19 protein-coding genes are annotated in these 22,520 nt (G+C 72.1%); 2 read left to right on the top strand and 17 right to left on the bottom strand.

Annotation, left to right across the window (positions count from 1 at the left end):
• Positions 1-3: 3 nt before the first annotated feature.
• The 5 genes from AVL61_RS03700 to AVL61_RS03680 all read right to left on the bottom strand — a co-directional run bounded on the left by AVL61_RS03700 (position 4) and on the right by AVL61_RS03680 (position 6,325).
• Complete coding sequence (locus AVL61_RS03700) at positions 4-1,020, bottom strand: magnesium and cobalt transport protein CorA (protein WP_058872993.1); 1,017 nt, start codon at positions 1,018-1,020, stop codon at positions 4-6.
• Between the two features lie 231 nt (positions 1,021-1,251).
• Positions 1,252-2,274, bottom strand: a complete 1,023-nt coding sequence (locus tag AVL61_RS03695) for a sugar ABC transporter permease (RefSeq protein ID WP_197412630.1) — start codon at positions 2,272-2,274, stop codon at positions 1,252-1,254.
• A 1-nt stretch (position 2,275) separates the two neighbouring features.
• On the bottom strand, positions 2,276-3,910 hold the full coding sequence (locus tag AVL61_RS03690) for an ABC transporter permease subunit (RefSeq protein ID WP_058872992.1): 1,635 nt from the start codon (positions 3,908-3,910) through the stop codon (positions 2,276-2,278).
• Complete coding sequence (locus tag AVL61_RS03685) at positions 3,910-5,130, bottom strand: sugar ABC transporter substrate-binding protein (protein WP_082696933.1); 1,221 nt, start codon at positions 5,128-5,130, stop codon at positions 3,910-3,912. The genes AVL61_RS03690 and AVL61_RS03685 overlap by 1 nt, the downstream gene beginning before the upstream one ends.
• A 58-nt stretch (positions 5,131-5,188) precedes the next feature.
• Positions 5,189-6,325, bottom strand: coding sequence for an ABC transporter ATP-binding protein (locus AVL61_RS03680; RefSeq protein WP_058872990.1), 1,137 nt, complete (start codon positions 6,323-6,325; stop codon positions 5,189-5,191).
• Between the two features lie 239 nt (positions 6,326-6,564).
• Here AVL61_RS03680 and AVL61_RS03675 point away from each other — a divergent pair, with 239 nt between their 5' ends.
• Both AVL61_RS03675 and AVL61_RS03670 read left to right on the top strand, forming a co-directional pair.
• A complete protein-coding gene (locus AVL61_RS03675; protein ID WP_058872989.1) occupies positions 6,565-8,292 on the top strand; it encodes a glycoside hydrolase family 13 protein in 1,728 nt (575 codons plus the stop codon).
• Positions 8,253-9,314: a LacI family DNA-binding transcriptional regulator gene (locus AVL61_RS03670; RefSeq protein ID WP_231738268.1), complete on the top strand. Its 1,062-nt coding sequence runs from the start codon at positions 8,253-8,255 to the stop codon at positions 9,312-9,314. The genes AVL61_RS03675 and AVL61_RS03670 overlap by 40 nt, the downstream gene beginning before the upstream one ends.
• Before the next feature lie 147 nt (positions 9,315-9,461).
• On the opposite strand, the gene AVL61_RS03665 is transcribed toward AVL61_RS03670, so the two are convergent.
• The 12 genes from AVL61_RS03665 to AVL61_RS03610 form a co-directional block, all read right to left on the bottom strand.
• On the bottom strand, positions 9,462-11,024 hold the full coding sequence (locus tag AVL61_RS03665; protein WP_082696932.1) for a molybdopterin-dependent oxidoreductase: 1,563 nt from the start codon (positions 11,022-11,024) through the stop codon (positions 9,462-9,464).
• Positions 11,025-11,037: 13 nt separating this feature from the next.
• The gene (locus AVL61_RS03660; RefSeq protein ID WP_058872987.1) at positions 11,038-12,078 is read right to left on the bottom strand and encodes an ArsA family ATPase; all 1,041 of its coding nucleotides are present in this window, start codon (positions 12,076-12,078) and stop codon (positions 11,038-11,040) included.
• The gene (locus tag AVL61_RS03655; RefSeq protein ID WP_058872986.1) at positions 12,069-12,344 is read right to left on the bottom strand and encodes a cory-CC-star protein; all 276 of its coding nucleotides are present in this window, start codon (positions 12,342-12,344) and stop codon (positions 12,069-12,071) included. The genes AVL61_RS03660 and AVL61_RS03655 overlap by 10 nt, the downstream gene beginning before the upstream one ends.
• 4 nt (positions 12,345-12,348) lie before the next feature.
• Complete coding sequence (locus AVL61_RS03650; RefSeq protein WP_058872985.1) at positions 12,349-14,055, bottom strand: carbon starvation CstA family protein; 1,707 nt, start codon at positions 14,053-14,055, stop codon at positions 12,349-12,351.
• Between the two features lie 139 nt (positions 14,056-14,194).
• Positions 14,195-14,977 carry a VOC family protein gene (locus AVL61_RS03645; protein ID WP_058872984.1) on the bottom strand — a complete coding sequence of 261 codons (783 nt, stop codon included), beginning with the start codon at positions 14,975-14,977 and terminating at the stop codon, positions 14,195-14,197.
• A gap of 159 nt (positions 14,978-15,136) precedes the next feature.
• Positions 15,137-16,435, bottom strand: a complete 1,299-nt coding sequence (locus AVL61_RS03640; RefSeq protein WP_475584058.1) for an amidohydrolase family protein — start codon at positions 16,433-16,435, stop codon at positions 15,137-15,139.
• Positions 16,436-16,474: 39 nt separating this feature from the next.
• The gene (locus AVL61_RS03635) at positions 16,475-17,350 is read right to left on the bottom strand and encodes an endonuclease/exonuclease/phosphatase family protein (RefSeq protein WP_058872983.1); all 876 of its coding nucleotides are present in this window, start codon (positions 17,348-17,350) and stop codon (positions 16,475-16,477) included.
• Positions 17,347-18,327, bottom strand: a complete 981-nt coding sequence (locus AVL61_RS03630; protein WP_058872982.1) for a family 43 glycosylhydrolase — start codon at positions 18,325-18,327, stop codon at positions 17,347-17,349. Before AVL61_RS03630 ends, AVL61_RS03635 begins: the two co-directional genes overlap by 4 nt.
• The gene (gene nagB / locus AVL61_RS03625) at positions 18,324-19,112 is read right to left on the bottom strand and encodes a glucosamine-6-phosphate deaminase (protein WP_058872981.1); all 789 of its coding nucleotides are present in this window, start codon (positions 19,110-19,112) and stop codon (positions 18,324-18,326) included. Before nagB ends, AVL61_RS03630 begins: the two co-directional genes overlap by 4 nt.
• A gap of 50 nt (positions 19,113-19,162) precedes the next feature.
• Positions 19,163-20,029, bottom strand: coding sequence for a carbohydrate ABC transporter permease (locus AVL61_RS03620; protein WP_058872980.1), 867 nt, complete (start codon positions 20,027-20,029; stop codon positions 19,163-19,165).
• 1 nt (position 20,030) lies between these two features.
• On the bottom strand, positions 20,031-21,005 hold the full coding sequence (locus tag AVL61_RS03615) for a carbohydrate ABC transporter permease (RefSeq protein WP_058872979.1): 975 nt from the start codon (positions 21,003-21,005) through the stop codon (positions 20,031-20,033).
• 54 nt (positions 21,006-21,059) lie between these two features.
• Positions 21,060-22,388 carry an ABC transporter substrate-binding protein gene (locus AVL61_RS03610; protein ID WP_058872978.1) on the bottom strand — a complete coding sequence of 443 codons (1,329 nt, stop codon included), beginning with the start codon at positions 22,386-22,388 and terminating at the stop codon, positions 21,060-21,062.
• Between the last annotated feature and the right edge of the window lie 132 nt (positions 22,389-22,520).

Raw genomic sequence — 22,520 nt, 5'->3', positions numbered from 1 at the left:
CTCTCAGAGCCACCGCTTCCACTTGAACACCCCGTAGAGGGCCACCCCCATGCCGAGCATGGCCAGCAGCGCGAGCGGGTAGCCCAGCGGCCACGCGAGCTCGGGCATGTGCTCGAAGTTCATCCCGTACACCGTGCCCACCAGGGTCGGGGCAAAGAGGATCGCGGCCCAGGAGGAGATCCGCTTCACCTCCTCGCTCTGCGCCAGGGCCGACTCGGTGAGCCGCTGCATCTCGTCGTTCTGCCGCTGCCCCACCAGGGTCGCGTGCACCGTGAGGGCGTTCTGCAGGAGCACGCGGAACGCGTCGGCGCGCTCCCCCACCCGGATGGCGTGGTCCTGCACGTCCCGCAGCCGCTGCTGCAGCTCGACGCCCAGTCCGTGCTTCTCCGCCCCGAGCTGCAGGGCCTCCAGCATGGCCACCAGCGGGTGGACGGCGCGCTGGAACTCGATGACCTCCCGGGAGAGCTCGTAGACCCGGCGGGAGACGTCCCGGTCCGCGCCGAAGATCTGGTCCTCGATCTCGTCGATGTCGTTCTCGAGACCGGCGACCACGGGGGCGTAGCCGTCGACCACCTCGTCGAGGATCCCGTACAGCACGGCCTGCGGGCCCGCGCCCAGCAGCTCCGGGGCGGCCTCCAGCCGGCGCCGGACCGCGGCCAGGTCGGGGGACTCGGCGTGGCGGACCGTCACCACGAAGTCGCGGCCCACGAACACGTGCAGCTCCCCGAACTCGACCTTCTCGACGTCGTCCAGGTACCGGGCCGGGCGCAGCACCACGAAGAGGGTGTCCCCGAAGCGCTCCAGCTTGGCGCGCTGGTGCCCCTTCAGGGCGTCCTCCACCGCGAGATCGTGCAGCCGGAACTCCGCGGCCACGGACTGCACCTCGGGCGGCTCGGGGCGGTAGAGGCCGATCCAGGCCATCCCGCCGTGCCCGCGCATCACCGCGTAGGTCTCGTCCAGGTCCTCCGGGGTCGACGCGCGCCGGCCCTCCACGTACACCACGTTGTCCACCAGCGGCACCGCGTGCCACCTCCCGTCCGGTCCGTCGTGCGTTCCGCCCCATCATGACAGGCCCCGCTGCCCGCCCGGCCCCTTCCCGCGCACGCTCACCTCCCGCACGTGCCCGCTTCGCCTCCTCGTGAACTCACCGGTTCCGCCCGGGACCAGAGCATCGATGCTCTGGTCCCGGGCGGAACCGGTGAGTTGGGCGCAGAGGTGGCCGGGCGGTGGTGCAGGCAGGCAGGCTGGCGGTCAGCCCTTCACCGCGCCGCCGGTCAGGCCCGAGACGATGTAGCGCTGCAGGAAGAGGAACAGCGCGACCACCGGGATCGCCGCCAGGATCGCCCCGGCCGTGAAGACGCCCCAGTTCTCCCCGAACTGCACGGAGACGAACTGGTACAGCCCCACGGCCAGCGTGTACTTGTCCGGGTCCTGCAGCACGATCTGGGCGAGCAGGAAGTCCGAGAAGGACGCGATGAAGGACAGCATCCCGACGACCACGAGGATGGGGGTCACCAGCGGCAGGATCATGGTCCAGTAGATCTGGGCGTGCGAGGCGCCGTCGATCTCCGCGGCTTCGTCCAGGTCCTTGGGGATGGTGTTGAAGAAGCCGTACATGAGGAACGTGTTCGCCCCCAGTGCCCCGCCCAGGTAGACGGCGACGAGGCCGAGCCGGGAGTTCAGGCCCAGGAAGGGATAGATCTCGGAGATCGCGAACAGCAGCAGGAAGATCGCCACGAAGGCCAGCAGCTGCGGGAACATCTGGATGATCAGCAGGGACATGAGCCCGCTCTTGCGGGACTTGAACCGGAAGCGGGAGAAGGCGTAGGCCGCCGCCGCGCCCATGAGCACGGTGCCCACGGCCGTGGTCACGGAGACGAACATCGAGTTGGCGAACCAGGTGAGGTACGGGTTCTGCGGGTCGTTGAGCAGGTTGGTGTAGTTGGCACCGGTTACGTCGGAGAAGAGCCGGTTGGATCCCAGGAGGGACCCGGAGGCCGACAGGGACGCCGAGAGGGCATAGACGAGCGGGAAGAGCGCAAAGACGCACGCGGTGATCGCGGCGAGGTGCTTCCATCCGCCGCGGGCGGAACGACGGCGCCGACGGGGCCGGGGAGCCCCGGTCGGGGCGTCCGGGGGCCGCAGCGTGTCGGTGGGCTGGACGGTGTTCGAGGTGCCGGTGGACGGAGCGGCCGTGGCCGCGGCCCACGGGGCGTCGTGGGCGCCATCGGAGCCGGGGCGGTCGCCCGGGGTGGGCGTGGTGGGAGTGGACATGTCAGCTGATCTCCTCGAGAGCCTTGCTGCGGCGGAACGTCAGTCCGGAGATGACGGCCACCATGATGAAGATGAGGATGGACAGGGCCGAGGCCAGGCCGTAGTCATTGGTGCCGCCGGCGAACGCGATCTTGTAGACGAACGAGATGAGGATGTCCGTGGCGCCCACCCCGGTGGTGGACTCCACGTCCTGGGGCCCGCCTCCGGTGAGAAGGTAGATCACGTTGAAGTTGTTGAAGTTCATGGCGAAGGACGCGATGAGCATCGGGCCGACCGCCACCATGAGCATGGGCAGGGTGATCGACCCGAACTGGCGGACCGGTCCGGCCCCGTCCATCTCGGAGGACTCGTAGATCTCGCTCGGGATCGACTGCAGGGCGCCGGTGGTCACGAGGAACATGTACGGGAAGCCCAGCCAGAGGTTGACCAGCAGCAGCGAGATCCTGGCCAGCCAGGGGTTGTCCAGCCAGGGAACTCCGGCGCCGCCCAGCAGGATCTCGTTGACGAAGCCGTAGTCGGTGTTGAGCAGACCTGCCCAGATCAGGATGGACAGGAACGCGGGGAAGGCGTACGGCAGGAAGATGATGGCCCGGTAGACGTTCCGGAACCTCAGCTTCTCGTCGTTGAACAGGATCGCCAGGAGCAGGCCCAGGAAGAAGGTCAGGGCCACCGAGAGGATGGCGAAAGCGAAGGTCCACAGGGTCACGGAGACGAACGGGCCGCCCAGGATCGCCGGGTCGAAGATCGCCGCGAAGTTGTCCAGTCCCACGAAGACCCGCCAGCCCGGCCGCAGGGCCTCGCCCTCGGGTCCGACGAAGGCGCCCTCCCCGTTGTTCGCGTACACGGTGCCGTCGTCGGCGACCATCGCGTCGGCCGCCTCGTCGTGGACGAGCGTGGACTCGTACACGTAGGCGGTCCGGCCGTCGTCGGTGCGCAGTGCGGCGTCGTCGGCCTCCTGTCCGCTCACGGGCACCCGGAGGTCGGTCAGCTCGTCGGCGGCCGCCACGACGCCGCCGTAGTCGAGCACCTCGTAGCCGGGCGCCTCGACGACGCGGCCGTCCGTGACCGTGGCGTCCTCGAGCGGGGCCAGCGGCTGATCGGCGGCGCCCACGAGCACCTGGTCGTCCTGCACGGTGGCCAGCGCAAGTCCGTCATCGCCCTCGAGGACCGTGACGGGGTACGCCTGGGAGCCCTCGACCCGCTGCTCGTAGGTGGTGGTGAGCTGGCTGATCGCCGCCGTCTTGGTGGCGTTGTGTCCGTCACCGTAGTTGGTGAACGCCGTGGCGGCGGTGTAGAGCACCACGAAGATCTGGAAGATCAGCAGGAAGATCAGCCCCGGGTAGAGGTACTTGGCGGGCAGGATCTTCCGGCCGGGCAGGAAGTAGACGAGGTCGGCCACGATCAGGGCCAACGCCAGGAAGGCCAGGATGCCCCAGCTGCCGGCGGCCCAGGCCGCGAGGATGCCGTAGAGGCCGAACGCGTTGATCAGCGCCATCAGGACCAGCTTGACCACGAAGCCCAGGCCGAATCCCCGGGAGTGCGAGTTGCGCAGGTCCAGGGGCGCGCCGAGCCCGGCACCGCCCCCCGCCTCGCCGGGGGCGGCGGTGGTGCCCCGTGCGGTGATGTGCGTGCTCATCAGATCTGTCCTTCGATGTTGTCGATCATGCGGTCCCACAGCTCCACGGGGTTTCCGCGGCCGTTGATGATGGCGTTCTCCGTGGTGCCCCAGAAGCTCCACACCGCGCCCATCTCGGGGATGGCCGGCATGGGCAGGCCGGTCTCGGCGATCTCGGCGTAGGCGGCGCGCAGCGGGTCGCCCTGCATGCGGTCGATCGCCACCTGGCTGGCCGGGGGCCGGCCCGTGCTCTCATACATGGCCGTCTGCGACTCCGGGCGGGTCAGGTAGTTGGCGGCGAAGTCCTGGGCCGCGACCGGGTTGGGGGCGTTGGCATTGACGAAGAACGCCTGGACGCCCACGAACGGGCGTGCTTCCTCGTCCCCGGCCGGCGGCACGGGCAGGACGCTCACGTCCATCCCGGCGGCCTCGACGTCGGTCAGCTCCCACGGCCCGCCCAGGTGGAAGGCGGACTCGCCGTTGAGGAAGGACTCCTTGGCGATGTCCGGGGTCATGGAGGTCTGCAGGTCCCCGGTCTGTCCGAGGTCCTGCAGGTAGCGGGCGAACTCGTGGCCGTCCTCGCCCCCCATGGTGAGGTTGCTGGTGTACTCCCCTTCCGCGGTGCGCTCGAAGACCTCGGCCCCGAAGGAGGTCTGCAGGGCGTAGAGGTGGTAGGGGTCGCCGGCCTCGGGCGACTGGCTCACCGTGAAGGGGTACTCGATCCCCCGCTCCTCCATGAGCCGGTGCCCGATCGCGCGCAGCTCGTCGAACGTGGCGGGGTCCTGGGCGGTGAGCTCGTTGTTGCGCAGCATCGCCACGTTCTCGATCGCGTACGGCACCCCGTAGCTCACCCCGTTGTAGACGACGGCCTCACGGGCGTTCTCGGTGAAATCCTCCGCCCGGTCTCCCATCTCCACGGGGGCCACCACCCCGTTGGCGGCGAGCTGGCCGAGGTTGTCGTGCGGGGAGACGATGATGTCCGGGGCCTGCCCCGTGGGGGACTGGGAGATGAAGTTGGAGATCGCCTGCGCGTTGATCTCCCGCTGGACGAACTCCACCTCCACCCCGGTGTCGGCGGTGAAGCTGTCAGCGACCTGCTCCAAGGCCGGGATCTCGTCCTCGCCCGCCTGGATCTTGATGCTGCCCGGTCCGCCGGCCAGGCCGGCCGTGGGTGCCGACGCGCAGCCGGCGAGCAGGATCGCGGCACCGACGGCTCCGGCCGCCCGGTGAGTCTGTTTCATGGTGGGATTCCTCATCATTGTCCGTAGTCAGTCGGCGGCGTGAGCGTGGGATCCGGAGTCAGTCGGGCAGGCGTCGGCCGGTGGCGGCGTCGAAGAGGTGCACGTGCTCCAGGTCCGGGGCGACCCAGATGGTGGTCCCGGCCCGCGGCGGAGTGCGGCCCTCGACCCGGACGATGAACTCGTGGGTGGCGGGGTCGTCGGCGGTCCCGGTGGTGGCGTCCACGGGCACGATCGTGTTGGCGGCGGTGACCGGGGCCAGGTGGCCGTAGACGAAGGCGTCCGCTCCCAGTTCCTCGACGACGTCGGCGACGATCGGCAGCCCGGTGCCCTCACTGGCCCGGTGCAGGTCCTCGGGGCGGATCCCCACTGACACCTGGGACCCGGTCACGGCCGACCGCTGGGCGCCTGTCAGCGGAATCCGCACCGTGCCCAACTGGGCCCCGGCCTCGGTGAGCGGCACCCGGAAGAGGTTCATCGCAGGCGACCCGATGAACCCGGCCACGAACTCCGTGGCCGGCCGGTCGTAAAGCCTGCGCGGGGTGTCGACCTGCATCAGCAGCCCGTCCTTGAGCACGGCCACCCGGTCGCCCATCGTCATCGCCTCGACCTGGTCGTGGGTCACGTAGACCGTGGTGACCCCCAGCCGGCGGGTCAGCGACGCGATCTGGGTGCGGGTCTGCACCCGCAGCTTCGCGTCCAGGTTCGACAGCGGCTCGTCCATCAGGAACACCTGCGGGGACCGGACGATGGCCCTCCCCATCGCCACCCGCTGGCGCTGCCCGCCGGACAGGGCCTTGGGCTTGCGGTCCAGGTAGTCGGTCAGATCCAGGATCTTGGCCGCGTCCTCGACGCGCCGGCGGCGCTCCTCGGCGGAGATCTTGGCGATCTTCAGGGCGAAGCCCATGTTCTCGGCCACGGTCATGTGCGGGTAGAGGGCGTAGTTCTGGAAGACCATGGCGATGTCGCGGTCCCGGGAGGGGACGTCGGTGACGTCGCGGTCGCCGATGTAGATGTTGCCGCCGGTGACCTCTTCGAGGCCGGCGAGCATCCGCAGGGTGGTGGACTTCCCGCACCCGGAGGGGCCCACCAGGACGAGGAACTCCCCGTCGGCGATGTCCAGGTTCAGGTCGGTGACCGAGGGGCGCTCGGCCCCGGGGTACTGACAGGTCACGTTGGCGTAGCGCACAGAGGACATGGTGGGTGATTCCTTTCAAGGTCCCGCGGCCGCTCCCGCGCCGGCGGAACCCGGAGAGGGAGAACGTGGCCGGAGCTCGGACGGTCCGGCCGGGAGGGCTATACACCGGGAGGTGAGTTGGCTCACTACTGTAAGTGCTATCACAAACACTGTCCATACCCCAGGAGAACCTAGGCGCTTTGGTCATCGCATGGTGATAGCGCTTCCAGTACGCGGCGATCCGACCTACGATGGAGCGCATGTCCACGACCTCCCCCGCGCTGCAGTCCCTGCGCCTCACACCCGTCCACGACCGCGACCAGGAGCCGAAGTGGTGGCGCTCCTCGGTGATCTACCAGGTGTATCCCCGCTCGTTCCGGGACCTCGACGGGGACGGCGTCGGCGACCTCGCCGGCATCACTGCCGAGCTGGGACAGCTGGCGGAGCTGGAAATCGACGCGATCTGGCTCTCCCCCTTCTACCCCTCCCCGCAGCGCGACGGCGGCTACGACGTGAGCGACTACTGCGACGTCGACCCCGCCTTCGGCACCCTCGCGGACTTCGACGCGCTGGTCTCGGCCGCGGACGCGCTGTCGATCCGGGTGATCATCGACCTGGTGCCCAACCACTGCTCGCAGGAGCATCTCCTGTTCCGGCAGGCCCTCGCGGCGGGTCCCGGCGCCCCGGAGCGCGACCTGTTCGTCTTCCGGGACGGCCGCGGCGCGTCCGGGCAGCTGCCCCCCAACAACTGGCAGTCCCACTTCGGGGGCCCGGCCTGGACCCGGGTGACCGAGCCCGACGGGCAGCCCGGCCAGTGGTACCTGCACCTGTTCGACTCGTCGCAGCCCGACTTCAACTGGGACAACGAGCTGGTCCGCCAGGAGTTCGAGCGCGTGCTGCGCTTCTGGCTCGACCGCGGCGTCGCCGGCTTCCGGGTGGACGTGGCGCACGCCCTCGTCAAGGCCGAGGGGCTCCCCGACTGGGGCGGGCGCGCCGACGGGGGGAGCGTCCCGGGCTACCCGTTCACGGACGCCCCGATGTTCGGGCAGCCGCAGATCCACGACATCTACCGGCGCTGGCGCGAGGTGCTCGCGGAGTACGACGGCGAGCGGATCCTCTGCGCCGAGGCAAGCGTGGACCCGCTGGACCGCCTGGCCGACTGGGTGCGTCCCGACCAGATGCACCAGGCCTTCAACTTCTCCTACCTCGCCGCCCCGTGGGACGCCGCAGAGCTGCGCCGGATCATCACCTCCTCCCTCGAAGCGTTCGACGCGGTCGGGGCACCGACCACCTGGGTGCTGTCCAACCACGACGTCGTGCGGCACGCGACCCGCCTGGCGCTGACGGCGGAGTCCCCGCGCCCGGGCGACGGCCGGGGGCCCGATGACGAGCAGCCGGACCACGTGCTGGGCACGCGGCGGGCGCGCGCCGCGTCCTTGCTCATGCTCGGCCTGCCGGGCGGCGTGTACCTGTACCAGGGGGAGGAGCTGGGCCTGCCGGACCACACAACCCTCCCGCACGACGTCCGCCAAGACCCGACCTACCACCGCACCGGCGGGGACCGGCTCGGCCGTGACGGCTGCCGCGTGCCGCTGCCCTGGACCAGCACCGGGGTCTCCCTGGGCTACAGCGACACGGACGAGGCCTGGCTCCCGCAGCCTCCGGGCTGGGCAGAGCTCTCGCGCGAGGCACAGCGCCACGACCCGGCATCCACGCTGTCCCTCTACCGCGCCGCGCTGGCGCTGCGGCGGGAGCACGGGCTCGGCTCGGGCTCGCTCGCGTGGGCGGAGGACCGCACCGGACCCGACTGCCTCGGCCTCGTCAACAACGGCGTCCTGGTGCTGCTGAACACGGGCTCCGCCCCGGTCGAGCTGCCGGACCTGCCGGTGCTGCTGCGCAGCGGGTCCCCGGTCTCCGCGCCGCATATCCTGGACCCGGAGGAGTGCGCATGGCTGCAGACGGAGGACCCCGGGACCACCGGACGATGAACCCACCCCGGCTCCAGGACGTCGCCGCCCGGGCGGGAGTCTCCACCGCGACCGTCTCCCGGGCGCTCAGCGGAAAGGGGCCCGTCTCGCCGCGCGCCCGGGCCCGGGTCCAGGAGGCGGCGCAGGAACTGGGCTTCGTCGTGTCCTACCACGCGTCGAGCCTGGCGAGCGGTCGGAGCCGCAATATCGGGGTGGTCCTCCCCCACGTCGACCGGTGGTACTTCTCCACCGTCCTCGAGGGCGTGGCCGCCGCACTCGTGGAGGCCGGGTACGACCTGACACTCTACAACTTCGAGGGGGACCGGTACCGGGAGACCGTGCTGACGGACTTCCTCCTGCGCAAGCGGCTGGACGCGGCCGTGGCGGTGTCCCTGCACCTGGACCCAGCCGACACGGAGCAGATGTTCTCCGCCGGTATCCCCCTCGTCGGGGTCGGGGGCCCGCTGGTAGGCGCGTCCACCGTCAGCATCGATGACCTCGACGTCGGGCGCCGCGCCACGCAGCACCTGATCGGACTGGGCCACCGGCGGATCGCACATCTCGGCGGGGCCGAGGAGGGCAGACGCTACTTCCCCATGTCCAGCGACCGCCGGGACGGCTGGGAACAGGCGATGGCGGGCGCCGGGCTGCCCGTTGACCCCGCGTGGTCGCTCATCGCGGACTACACCTTCACCGGCGCCTACCAGCAGGCCAAGAACCTCCTGGCGGACCCCTTCCACCGCCCGACGGCGGTCTTCGCCTCGTCCGACGAGATGGCGGCCGGCACGATCCTCGCGGCGCGGGACCTCGGTCTCACCGTGCCCGGCGATCTGTCCGTCATCGGCATCGACGCCCATCCCATCGGGGAGGCCTTCGGCCTGACGACTCTGGACCAGCACGCCCGGCAGCAGGGCACCCGTGCCGTCGAGCGGCTCCTCGAGCACCTGTCCGGAGGCTCCGACGAGCCGTCGAACGAGGTGCTCCCGGCCCACTTCGTCGTCCGGTCCTCCACCGGACCGGTCGCGGCCCCGCACGGCACCTGACCCACCCCTGACCCTGCCCCGCCCCGTCGGCGTCACCGCCCCGTGAACCCACCGGTTCCGCCCGAGAGCGGCACACCAGTGCCGTGGTCCCGGGCGGAACCGGTGGGTTCGGCGGAGGGGCCGGGGAGCGGCGCGTGCAGAGGCCGGTCAGGCCACCGTGAACGTGCGCTCGTGCCACCCGGAGGCACCGTCCGGGGCCGGCGGGGCCTGCTCGGCGGTCTGGACGGCCCCGTCCCGGTCGACGGCCCGCACCCGCGCCGTGTGCCGGCCGCCGGGGAGCTCGGTGCGCAGCACCCACTGCCGCCACGTGTCGTCGGAGGGCACCTCCCCGAGGTCGGCCTCCTGCCACGGTCCCCCGTCCACGCTGACCTGCACCGCGGCGATCCCCGTGTCCTGGGCCCACGCGGTGCCCGCGAGCACGACCTCCCCGGCGTCCACGCGGCCCCCGGCGCGCGGGACCTCGATCCGGGACGCCGTCTTGACGGGCCCGAGCGCCGACCACCCGCGCGGGGTCCAGTAGCCCTCGTCGCGGTCGAACCGCGTGACCTCCAGGTCCACCAGCCACTTGGTCGCGGAGACGTAGCCGTAGAGCCCGGACACCACCATGCGCACCGGGTAGCCGTGCTCGAACGGCAGCGGCTCCCCGTTCATGGTCACCGCCAGCAGGGAGTCGCGGCCCGGGTCCAGCAGCGCGTCGAGGGGCGTGCCGGCGGTGAACCCGTCCTCGGAGGTCGAGAGCACCATGTCCGCGTCCGCCTGCACCCCGGCTTCGGCGAGCAGCTCCCGGATCGGCACCCCCGTCCACACGGCGTTGCCCACGAGGTCCCCGCCCACGGTGTTGGACACGCAGGCCAGCGTCACCACGTGCTCGGCGAGCGGGCGCGCCACGAGGTCCTCGAAGCTCAGCTCGAGCTCGCGGTCCACCATGCCGTGGATCCGCAGCCGCCAGTCCGCCACGTCGATGCGGGGCACGCTCAGGGCGGTGTCGATGCGGTAGAAGTCGTCGGCGGGGGTGAGCCAGGGCTGCACGCCCTCGATGCCGAGGTCGGCGCCCGCCGGGATCGGGTCGCGCACCGCGGGCGGGGGGATCCGGAGCATCTCGCGCGCCGCGGGCACCCGCGCGGCCGCGGCGGAGGCCCAGCGGCCCGCGACGCCGGCGGCGGCGCCCAGCACGGCGGCGGCCGCGGAGGCCCGGACGAAGCCGCGGCGGTCGAGCCCCGCCCCGGGCCGGGGGGAGGGACCGGCCCGGCGGGTGAGCACCGTCAGGAACAGCGCCCCGGCCGCCGTGCCGACGACGACGGGGACCGTGTCCGCCACGGCCGGCCCCGCCCGCGTCAGCACCGCCAGCAGCCCGAGGAGACCCAGCACGCCGAGCAGCACCGTGCCCATCGGCGGGTTGGCGCGCTGGGCCGCCCCGATCCCCGCGCCGACCGCCACGAGTCCCGCGGCCATGACGAGGAGCAGCACGAGCTTGTCCGCGGTGCCGAAGAGGGCGATCGCCGCGTCCTTGACCGGGGCGGGGATCCCGTCCACGATCACCCCGCCCACCGCCGTGAGCGGCGCGCCGACGGGCCCGGTCACCCAGGCCAGGAGCTCGGCCAGGCCCACGGCGAGGGCGGTCGCGGCGACACCGGCGAGGATCCACGGGCCGAGGTCGGCGGGGGTCCGTCGTCGTCGCCCGGCGTCCGGGCGGTGCGCGGTGGAGGTCATGCGCGTCAGCGTGTCACGTGGCCCTGAGATCAGCCTGGGCGAGCGCGTCCCCGAACCGCTCGAGCGCCTCCTGGCCCACCACGTCCCCCGGCAGCAGGGGGACCTGCAGCAGCGGGACGTCCGGGAGGGCGCCGCGCAGGGTGGCGACGTGCACCTCCTCCAGCGCGCGGCGCTCGGCGAGGAAGTCCCCGGCGTCCGCCGGGGAGCGCTTGTTGATCACGAGGGCCCCCACGTGCACGCCGGCGCGGACCAGCTGCCCGTGCAGCTCGACGGTCTCGAGGACGGGCAGCCGCTCGGCCGCGAGGACGATGACGAAGCTGCAGCGCCCGGCGTCCACCAGCACCTCGCGCAGGGCCTCGAAGCGCTCGCGGCGGCGCAGCAGGATCCGCCGGATCTCGAGGTCGCGCTCCTCGCGCGGGTCCCGGGGCCGCTCGGTGCCCACGATGCTCTCGGCCGCGGCGTCCCGGTCCTCGAGGCCCCGCAGCGCGGCGCCGAACTTCTCCGCCCTGCCGCGGCGGCGCAGCAGCCCCTCGGTCCAGGCGGACATGATCTCGGGCAGGGCCATGAGCCGGGCGGTGTGCCCGGACGGTGCGGTGTCGAAGACGATGAGGTCGTAGTCGTGCAGGCCCGTGTCCACGAGCTCGGCGATCCGCTCGAGCACCGCCGACTCGTGGGTTCCCGGGGAGTCGCGGGCGAGCTCCATGTGCTTGTCGACCTCGCCGGCGAGGTGCTCGGGCATGAGCCGGCGGATCGTGGCGCCCACGGCGACGAGGTGGGCGTCGGTCGTGGCGACCGGGTCCACCTCGATGCCGTCGAGGAGGCCGCCCCCCGGCCCGGGGCCGTCCAGGTCCCGGGCGAGCGGGGTGATCCGGTCCCCGACCGGGCGCTCCCACAGGTGCCCGAGGTTGTGCGCCGGGTCGGTCGAGACGACCAGCACCCGGCGGCCGGCGCGGGCCTGGGCGAGGGCGGTGGCCGAGGCGACGGCGGTCTTGCCGACGCCGCCCTTGCCGCCGACGAACAGGACCCGGCGGGCGGCGGCGAGCTCTAGCAGCATGAGATGTGCTCCAGGGGCGATCGCTCCATGCCCATCCGCCGGTGCCAGTCGTGGAACCGGTCGTAGACCACGGGCAGCAGCTCCACGGTGTAGTAGCTGGCGGGATTGGGCACGCCCAGGGCCTCGGAGAGGACCAGCATCATGAACAGGTCCTCCTCGTCGCGCTGGGCGCGGGCGAAGGTGCGCCGGTAGGGCGCCACGTAGAACTCGTGCAGGCCCGCCCCGAGGCGGGCCTGCACGGTGCGCAGCCGGTCGAGGAGCGTCACCGGCTCACAGGGAGCGCTTCTCCCCGGCCGTGCTGGGCAGCGGCTCCTCGTCGAGCTCCGGCGGGTTCTTCCGGGCCGCGGTCATCGCCGACACGGACTCGACGATCACCCACAGGGCGGCGATCAGGATGATGACGTCGAGGACGAGCAGGAACCAGTTCTCGGCGGCCCAGAACTGTCCCAGCTGGACGACCAGCGCGTAGACCGACATCAGGAGCAGGAACACGAGGGGCACCAGCACGGGCAGCACCGGGCGGCCCTTGCGCAGCAGGATCACCGCGATCATCGACAGCGTCAGGCCGGCCAGCAACTGGTTCGAGGTGCCGAACAGCGGCCAGATGAGCATGCCGCCGGAGCCGTCCGCGCCGGCGCTGAAGGTCAGCCCCATGGCCACCGCGAGCACGATGAGCGTGGCGATCGCCTTGCCGATGTTGACGCCCATGATGTGTCCGGCCTCCTGCACCACGAAGCGCTGCAGGCGGATGCCGGTGTCCATGGTCGTGGCCGCGAAGAGCACTGCCATGGTCGCGAGGATGGTCGCGCTCAGCGACGGGGGGATGCCCAGCCCGGAGTTGACCACCGAGGCGCCGCCCTGGACGAACGCGCCCACGCCGCCCTGGCCGAACGCGCTGTACACGGCCTCCCAGTCGGCGAGGGTGCGGAAGCCGGCGGTCGTGGCGATGATCGCGCCGAGCGCGAGCAGGCCCTCGCCGACCGCGCCGAAGTAGCCGACGAAGCGGGCGTCGGTCTCCTTGTCCAGCTGCTTGGAGGACGTCCCCGAGGCCACGATCCCGTGGAACCCGGAGATCGCACCGCACGCGATGGTCACGAACAGCAGCGGCACGAGGCTCGGCGTGCCCTCGGGCACGGAGTCGTTGAACGCGGGGGCCACCACGGTCGGGGCGGAGATCAGGACCGCGCCGTAGAGGATGCCCAGGGCGATGAACAGCTGCAGGCCGTTGATGTAGTCGCGCGGTTGCAGCAGCATCCACACGGGGAGCACGGACGCGATGCCCGCGTAGACGAAGAGCACCACGATCCAGAACGCGTTGGCCGGCAGGCCCAGGACCGTCTCCGGCAGGACCACCGGGAAGCGGTCGCCCAGCAGGATGAGGGCGTAGAGGGCCACGACGCCGACGACGGAGACGACGGCGAGGTTCCACTTGTAGCGGTAGACCGCCTGGCCGATCAGCAGCGCGACGACGATGGCGCCCCACGTGGGGATGACCGAGGTGGGCGTGCCGACCAGCAGGTTGGAGATCACCACGGCGAACGCGGCGTTGACCATGAGCAGCACGAGGAAGATCACGACCAGGAAGAGGTTCCGGCCGCGGTGGCCGATGTACTTCCCGGACAGCGATCCGATGGACCGCCCCTGGTGCCGGTTGGACGCCCACAGGGCGCCGAGGTCGTGGACGCCGGCGAAGAAGACGGTGCCGAGAGTCACCCAGAGGAACGCCGGGAGCCAGCCCCAGATGACCGCGATGGCGGGTCCCACGATGGGGGCCGCGCCGGCCACGGAGGTGAAGTGGTGGCCCCACAGCACGTACTTGTTGGTGGGCACGTAGTCCACACCGTCCCCCATCTCGTGGGCGGGGGTGACGAAGGAGTCCTGGAGCTTGTAGATCCGGCGGGCCACGAACTTCGAGTACAGGACGTACCCGAGGATCATCATGGCGACGCCGACCACGGCGAGGACGATGGAGTTCATGCTGCTCCGATCTCTGCGGAAGTGGCGGTGGTGGTCGCTGGGTCACCATGCTACCGCCGGGTGACTGCCGTCACGACGGGCACCGGGCACGTGCCCCGGCCCCCGCGCAGAGCGCAGCGCGCAGTGGGGACGGAGCCGGTTACGTGCCCGCGGGCGTCATGATCGCGAAGGACTCCCGGTCCGGGCCGGCCACGACCGCGAGCCGCCCGTAGGCGAAGTCGAACGGGTTCTCCACGACCGATCCCCCGGCCTCGCGCACGCGCTGGACGGCGGCGTCGACGTCGTCCACCTGGAAGCAGACCGACCAGACCGCGGGGGCGTTCTCGGCCCCGGGGTCGGTCCCGCCGATCCCGCCGGCCGGGCGCTCCCCGTGCGGCACCGTGAACGTGGCGTAGGAGACGCCCTCCTCGCCGATGTCCTCGTAGTGGTAGCCGAAGACGTGGGCGTAGAAGTCGCGGGCGGTGTGGTGGTCGGGGGTCATGAGGTCGCACCAGGCGACGCTGCCGGGCACGTCGACCAGCGCGAACCCGATGTGCTCCCCGGCCTGCCACATCCCGAAGGCCGCCCCGGTGGGGTCCTGCCAGACGCCCATCCAGCCGAACCGGCCCACCTCCACCGGCTCCATCAGCTGCGTGCCGCCGGCCGCGTGCACCCGCTCGGCGCAGACGTCGAGGCGCTCCGTGGCGAGGTAGACCTGCCACACGTGCGGCACGCCCTCCAGGTCCGGGGCCGCTGGGGAGAGCCCGGCCACGGGGGCGCCGCCGACCAGGGCGTTGCGGTATCCGCCGTGCTCCGGCCGCGGCTCGCTGTACTCCCACCCGAGCACTGTCCGGTAGAACTCCTGCGTGCGGCCGGGATCGGACACGGTGAGATCCGCCCAGCAGGGCGTCCCGGCGGGCCACGGTTCGGTGCGCTGTGTCATGACGGGCTCCTTCCGACACGGCCAGCGTACGCCGCGCCTCCCCGCCCCGCAGGACCGGCCCGGGGGATCGTCACCCACCTGTGCCCCCTGCTCCCTCCCTTCCGCTCCTCCCTTCCGCGAGATTGCGGCTGTCGGCCACCGCGCGGGGTTGCGCAGCCGTCAGCCGCAACCTCGGCGTCCCGGCGGGCGCTCCGAGGGATGCTCCAGGGGGTGCTCCGGGGGGCGGGGAGGGGTTCCGGAGATCCACCGGCCCCGGCGCATCACGGCGGCCGGCCGCAGGTCCTCCCCCACGACCAGGAGGTCCGCCAGCGCGCCCGTCGTCAAGCTCCCGGCCTCACCCGCCAGGCCGAGGACCCGGGCGGGGACCACGGTGGCCGAGCGCAGCGCGTCCCCGAGAGGAACGCCCGCCGCGACCGTCCGGCGCAGGACCTCCAGCATCGTGGCCGTGCCACCGGCGATCGATCCGTTGGAGACCAGCGAGGCCACTCCGTCCTCCACCCGGACCTCCGCCGCGCCGAGCGTGTAGGTGCCGTCCGTCAGCCCGGTCGCGGCCATCCCGTCGGTGACCAGCGCGATGCTGTCCGCCCCCGCCAGCTCGAACACCCACTGCACGATGCCGGGATCCAGGTGGGTGCCGTCCGCGATGAGCTCGACGACGGCCCGGCCCTGCGCCGCGGCGCGCAGGCAGGCCGGCACCGGCCCGGGCGAGCGGTGGTGGATCGCGGGCATGGCGTTGAACAGGTGCGTCACCGTGGGCAGCCGGGGAGCACCGTCCACGGCGGCGTCGCGGAGCATCTCCTGCACCCGGCGCAGCGCGGTGTCGACCGTCGTGGTGTCCGCGTCGGTGTGCCCCAGCGAGGGGACCACGCCGTGGGCGACGAGCAGCTCGGCCAGCTCCTGCGCGCCGGGCAGCTCCGGGGCGAAGGTCATGGTCCGGAGCGTCCCCGCCGCGGCGGCGATGAGCTCGGACGCCAGCCCGAGGTCCGGCTCCCGCATCTCCGCGGGATCCTGTGCCCCGCACCGTGCCGTGGACAGGAACGGGCCCTCGAGGTGGATCCCGGCGACCAGCCCGTCCTCGGTGAGCGCCGCCAGCAGCGGCTCGGCGGCCAGCATGTCCGCCCGCGAGGCGGTGACCAGGCTGGCCACGAGCGTCGTCGTGCCCTGTCGGTGGAAGGCGTCGAGGGTGGCCCGGACCGGTCCCTCCGCCGAGGAGGAGAAGTCCGCGCCGAAGCCGCCGTGGCAGTGCACGTCCACGAGCCCCGGCAGGATCATCTGGCCGGGGCCCAGGACGAGGTGCTCCCCCGGGTCGCCGCCGGGATGCCCGGACCGGGGCCCGGCGTGGAGGACGCGGTCGCCCTCGACGACCACCAGGCCGTCCCGGTGCTCGGCGTACCCGGTGTGCACGCGGCCGGAGAGCACCGTCCTGCGCGGGGAGTCCTCGGAGACCAAGGGTCTCACCTCCTGACTGGTCGTGCGGGGCGTCGGACCGGTCCGGGACTACCGGACCAGCCCGTTCGGGGACCGCGGGATCTCGAGGTCGGCGACGATCGGCAGGTGGTCCGACGCCGACGTGCGCACCACGTGCGCCTCCTGCGGCCGCACGCCCTCGGACACCAGCACGTAGTCGATGCGCAGGCTCGCGTCCAGGACCGGGGCGCCGTCCGGGGCGAAGGTGTGGGCGTCGTCCTGGCCCAGGGCCGCGAAGGTGTCCGTGAACACCGAGAGGAGACCCTGCAGCTCCGGAGCGCCGGGTTCGGCGTTGAGGTCCCCGACGACCACTGCCGGGCGCCGGCTCTCACCGGTGATCTCCACGATCTCCCGGGCCTGCAGCTCGCGCTGCTCGGCGCGCTGGTGGTCGAGGTGGGTGCTGTAGAACCCCACGTGGTGACCCTTCACGTTGATCACCGCCTCCAGCAGGCCGCGCTGCTCGGTGGGCCGCTCCGGGTACTCGATGCTGGTCAGCAGGTGGTTCTCGGAGTCGATGATCGGGTGCTCGCTGAGGATCGCGTTGCCGTACCGGCTGTTCTCCGTCCGGCCCTCGGCGGGCGCCACGTCCAGGTTCGCGCCGTACACGTAGTGCATCCCCAGGAGCTCCGCGAGACGGGCGGCCTGGTCCTCGAAGTCGCTGCGCGAGGACCAGGCGTCGTCGACCTCCTGCAGGCCGATCACCTCCGCCCCCGACGCCTCGATCACCGCGGCGGTGCGCTCGAGGTCCAGCACGTCGTTCCCGTCCGCGCCGTGGTGGATGTTGAAGGACATGACGCGGAGGTCGGTGGTGCGCTCCGGGGCCGCCGCGACGGGGGCCGCGGCGAGCACGCCGGTGGTCACGAGCAGGGCGGCCGCGGAGGCGGCGACCATCAGGGTCTTTTTCACGAGGTGCTCCTGGGGGTGGGGATGGGTGGTAGGTCGTGGACGGGGAAGAGCCGGCCGTCCGTCAGCAGGTCCGTCAGCGGCACGGGGCTCGCGATCTCACCGATGAAGCGGCCGTCCACGCTGTTCTGGAAGCCGAACACGACCCACTGGCCGTCGCGCCTGCGGAACAGCTGGGCGGCGTAGACGCCGGGCACGAAGAAGCTGGCGCTCCGCTCGAGCTCCCACGGGCCGAGCCGGCCGGCCCCGGGGGCGATCCAGGTGCCGGTGCTCGCCGCCGAGAACGGGATGCCGGGGGCCAGCCGCGGGAGGCAGGAGAAGATCAGCACCCCGGCGCCGTCCACGACCTGCGCCTGGACGACCTCCATCTCCCCGAAGCCGGCCGGCGCGGTCAGCGGGGGCCGGACGGTCCAGTGCTCCAGGTCGTCGCTCACGGCGTGGCCGACCACGCCGCGGGCGGCCGGATCCCCGGCGGCGGCGCGCGCGGTGACGAGCATCTGCCACTGCCGGGAGTCGTCGTCGTAGAAGACGAAGGGGTCCCGCCACGCCTCGTCGGCCCAGGTGCCCTCCCCCAGCTTCTCGTACCAGCGGGGATCGGCCTCGAGCGGGCCCGCGCCCGTGCGCTCCCAGCTGATCAGGTCGTCCGAGACGGCCGAGCCGATGCGCTGCCGCAGACCGTCCTCGGCGCGGCTGATGCCGGTGTAGAAGAGGTGCCACCGGCCGTCGTGGCCCTGCACGGTGCTGCCCGTCCAGGTCGCCATGTCGTCCCAGGACGGTTCGTCGCCGGCCACGAGGGCGTCCGGCAGCAGGGTCCAGGTCTCCAGGTCGGACGAGACGGCGTGCCCGATCGAGGCCCGGCGGTGGCGCTTGTCGGGGTCCCGCAGGGCGCGGCTGGCCCGCAGGAAGAACAGGTGGTAGTCCTGTCCGTCGTCGGCCAGCCAGCTGTCCCAGACCCAGGAGTCCGCGAGGCGGAACGTCATCGCTGCTCCCGGGGCGGCCGGTGCCCGGCCTCGGCCACGAACCGGTAGTAGTCGGTCAGGGCGAGCCGCCCCGCCGCCGCCTCGTCCACCACGACGGTGACCGACCGGTGGAACTGCAGGACGGATCCCGGGCACATCGCGGAGACGGGCCCCTCCACGGCGGCCGCGACGGCGGTGGCCTTGCGCTCGCCCTGGGCGACCAGGAGCACGCGTCGGGCGTCGAGGATCGTGCCCAGTCCCTGGGTGACGCAGTGGGTGGGGACGTCGTCGGGCGTCTCGAAGAACCGCGCGTTGTCGGCGCGCGTCCTCGCGGCCAGCGCCTTGACCCGCGTGCGGGAGGACAGCGAGGACCCGGGCTCGTTGAAGCCGATGTGGCCGTTGGCACCGATCCCGAGGATCTGGAGGTCGATGCCGCCGGCTCCGGCGACGTCCTCCTCGTAGTCGTGGCAGGCCGCCTCGAGATCCTCCCGGGAGCCGTCCGGCACGCGCACCCGCGAGGGCGGCAGGCCGAGGGGCCGGGCCAGCTCGCGCTCCAGGACGGCGGCGTAGCCGGCCGGGTGGCCGGCGGGCAGCCCGACGTACTCGTCGAGGGCGAAGCAGCTGAGCCGCGTGAGGTCCAGCAGGCCGTGGGCCTGCCGGCGGGCGAGCTCCCGGTACGTGCCCAGGGGCGAGGAGCCCGTGGCCACGCCCAGCACGGTGTCCTGCCGGCGCGAGACCTGGTCGCCGACGACGTCGGCCGCGCGCGCGGCGACGTCGTCGGCCGTGGGCAGGACGAGCACTTCCATGGGGTCCTTCCGGACGGTCGGTGGAACGGGACAGCGCCGGGCGGGCGGGGTCAGCCCTTGACGGCCGAGCTCGCCACGCCCTCGATGAACCAGCGCTGGAAGACGAGGAACACGACGACCACGGGCACGACCAGCAGCACCCCGAAGGCCATGACCTCTCCCCACGCCGGGGGGAGCTGGCCCGCGAAGACGCTGATCTGGAGGGGCAGGGGGCGCAGGTTCGGCTCGGAGATCATCAGGACCGGCCACAGGAACGCGCCCCACTGCGTCAGGAAGGTCAGCACCGCCACCGACGCGTAGACGGGTTTGCTCATGGGCGCGATGATCTGCCAGAACACCCGCAGCGGTCCGGCGCCGTCCATCCGGGCGGCCTCGTCGATGCTGCGGGGGATGCCGGAGAAGAACGAGTAGAAGAGGAAGATCGACAGGGCGTTGCCGATGAAGGGCGCGATCTGGATCCACAGCGTGTTCCGGGCGTCGTTGTAGAGGTAGAACATGGGTACGGCCACAGCCTCGAACGGGACGATGAGCAGCAGCAGGATCCCCAGGAGCACCAGCTCCTTGCCGCGCCAGCGCAGCCGGGACAGGGCGAAGGCCGCCATCGAGTTCACGATCAGCCCCAGCCCCACCACGGAGACGGTGACGGTGACGGACACGAAGAAGAACCGCCACAGGTGGCCGGTGCTGTCCGAGGACAGGCTCGAGGCCACCCCGGTGTAGTTGTGCAGGCCCCACCCGCGCGGATCGAAGACCTCGAAGCCGGCGAGCGTGCGGGAGGCGGGGGCCAGGGAGGCGGCCGCCATATAGGCGACCGGGGCGAAGAACAGGATGCTCGTGACGACGAGCACCGCGTAGCGGGGGGCGTCCGTCCTGCGCCGGCGGCGGTCGGTGGGGGCGGCGGAACCGTTCTGCGTCATGTCAGTCCTCCCGTTCGCGGGTGGCGCGGCGCTGGATGAGGGACAGGACCACCACGATCACGAAGAACACCACGGAGATGGCGCTCGCGCGCCCGATGTTGTTCTCGTCGAAGGCGGACGTCACGGCCTCGAACATCACGGTGCGGGTGGCGTCCTCGTTGAGCCCTCCGCCGGAGCGCGCCAGGACGTAGATCTGGTCGAACACGCGCAGCGACAGGATCATCGTGTACAGGGCCACGAAGACGAGGGTGGTGTTGATCCCCGGCAGGGTGACGTGCACGAAGCGCTGCCACGCGTTGGCCCGGTCCAGGCGGGCCGCCTCGTAGAGGTCGCCGGGCACCTGCTGCAGGGCCGCCAGCAGGATGACCATCTGGAAGCCGACGCCCTGCCAGATCGACAGGACGATGACCGAGGCCAGCGCCGTGAGCTCGGAGCCCAGCCAGTCCTGGGCCCCGAAGCTCCCGCCCGAGAAGAAGCCGAGCAGGGAGTTGAGCAGTCCGTCGTCCCCGCGGGCGAGGATCAGCCGCCAGATGAGGGCCACCAGGGCGATGGGGAAGACGACGGGGAGGAAGTAGACGGACCGGAAGATCCCGATCCCCGGGATGCTCTTCTGCACCAGCATGGCCAGCGCGAGCGCGAGGGCGGTCTGCACCGGGACCACCACGGCCGCGAAGACCAGGTTGTGGAGCAGCGCGCTGAGGAAGCGGCTCGACACGTCCGGGTCGGTGAAGATCCGGGCGTACTGGGTGATCCCCATGAAGGTGGGGTCGCGCGGGTCGCCGAGCCGGACGTTGTAGAAGGAGAAGCCGACGGCCGCGAAGAACGGGACCGCGACGAACAGCACGAGCAGCAGCACGGCGGGGGCCGCCATGAGGGGCCCGGCGAGGCTGTCCCGCCGGAGCCCTCTCCGGGGCGGCGCCTCGGGCACGTCCTCCGGGGCGGACGCGGGGGCCGCGAGGCCCGGGGTGGTGGTCATGGTGCACTCCTCGCCGGTGCGCGGCGGGACCGCTGGTCGGTCCCGCCGTGCCCGTCACTCGTCCTGGTAGCCGTTGTTGTCCTCGAAGTCGGCGTCGATGGCCCGCGCCGCGGTGTCGAGCTCGGCCTGCGGGTCCGCCCCGCCCCAGATCGCCGCGAGGGCGCTGCCGTAGGAGCTCGTGACCGTGGGGTAGCCCGGGGTGATGGGCCGTGCCACCGCGATGCACTCCTGCGTGACGTCCTCCGAGCCGCAGGCGGAGGCCAGGTTGGTCGCGAACAGCTCCAGCGGGCCTCCCTCGCCGTAGAGCTCGCTGCCCTCGAGCGCGCTCGTGGTGCCGGGCACCGCCGCGTTGGCCTCGACCATCCGGGCGATGCTCTCGTCGGAGTGCAGGAAGTCGAGGAAGGCGCCGGCCGCGGCCTCGTCCCCTCCGGCCGCCGGCGTCACGCCCCACTGCCAGGAGCCGTGCCCCGCCTTGGTGCCGTTGCCGAGATCGGGCAGGGGCATGAGCACCAGGTCCTCGCCGAGGGCCTCGCTGAACGTGGGGTACATCCAGTTGCCGGTCCAGGTCAGGGCGATGTCGCCGTCGGGAAAGGCGGTGCCGCTGGTGTTCGGGTCCGTGTGCTCCTTCCACGAGGCCCACTCCTCGAGCGCCTCGACGTTCTCGGCGCTGTTGAGCACCCCCTCCGCCGAGCCGTCCCGGAGGAGCGTGCCGCCGTTGGACCACAGGACCGGGGTGGTGGTGAAGGTGCCCCACTCGGCGGCGAAGCCGTTGGCCTCGCCCAGGTCGATCGCGTTGCCCGACGGGCTGACCTCCGCCAGCTTCTGCAGGTTCTGCTCGAACTCCTCCGCCGTCCACGCCTCCTCGGCGGTGGCCGGGGCCTCCACCCCGGCGGCGTCGAGGAGCTGCTGGTTGCCCCACAGGCCCAGACCGACGTCGAACATGCCGACGGCGTAGGTCTGGTCCCGGTACGTGCCGCTCTCCCGCACGCCCTCGATCCGGTTGTCGAGGGTCTCCTGCGACACCACGTCGTCGAGGGGCACGAGCTTGCGGTCGTAGACGAAGGACGCCATCGTCGGGGCGTCCATCTCCATCACGTCGGGCAGGTCCTCCGCGGCGGTCGCCTGGACGGTGCTGGTGTAGTCGGCCTCCGGGATGAGGGTCAGCTCGACGCTGACGTCCTCCTGCGAGTCGTTGTACTCGGCGACGAGGGCCTCGAGCGCCTCGGCCTCGGCCGCCTGGCCGCTGTGCGCCCAGACCTCCACGACGCCGTCGCCCTCCGCGCTCGCGCTCTCCCCGCCGCCGCAGGCGGACAGCAGCACGGCCGTCGACAGGCCGGCTCCCAGCACCGCGGCCCGGGACCGGCGCCTCGTTCGTGCACTCATGAGCAGTTCCCCTTCTCTCCGCCGCAGTGTTCGCGATCGTCACTGCCTTCGTTGCCCCCAGCTTGGACTAGACCAATTTGTGTGTCAATGGTCACAGCCGGGCGGACGGGCCCCGGCGGCCCGGACGGGGCG

It is taken from the genome of Kocuria rosea subsp. polaris, from assembly GCF_001483755.1.
Lineage (GTDB): Bacteria > Actinomycetota > Actinomycetes > Actinomycetales > Micrococcaceae > Kocuria > Kocuria cellulosilytica.
The sequence above is the reverse complement of the archived record's forward strand: the minus strand, read 5'-3'. Positions and strand labels throughout refer to the sequence as shown.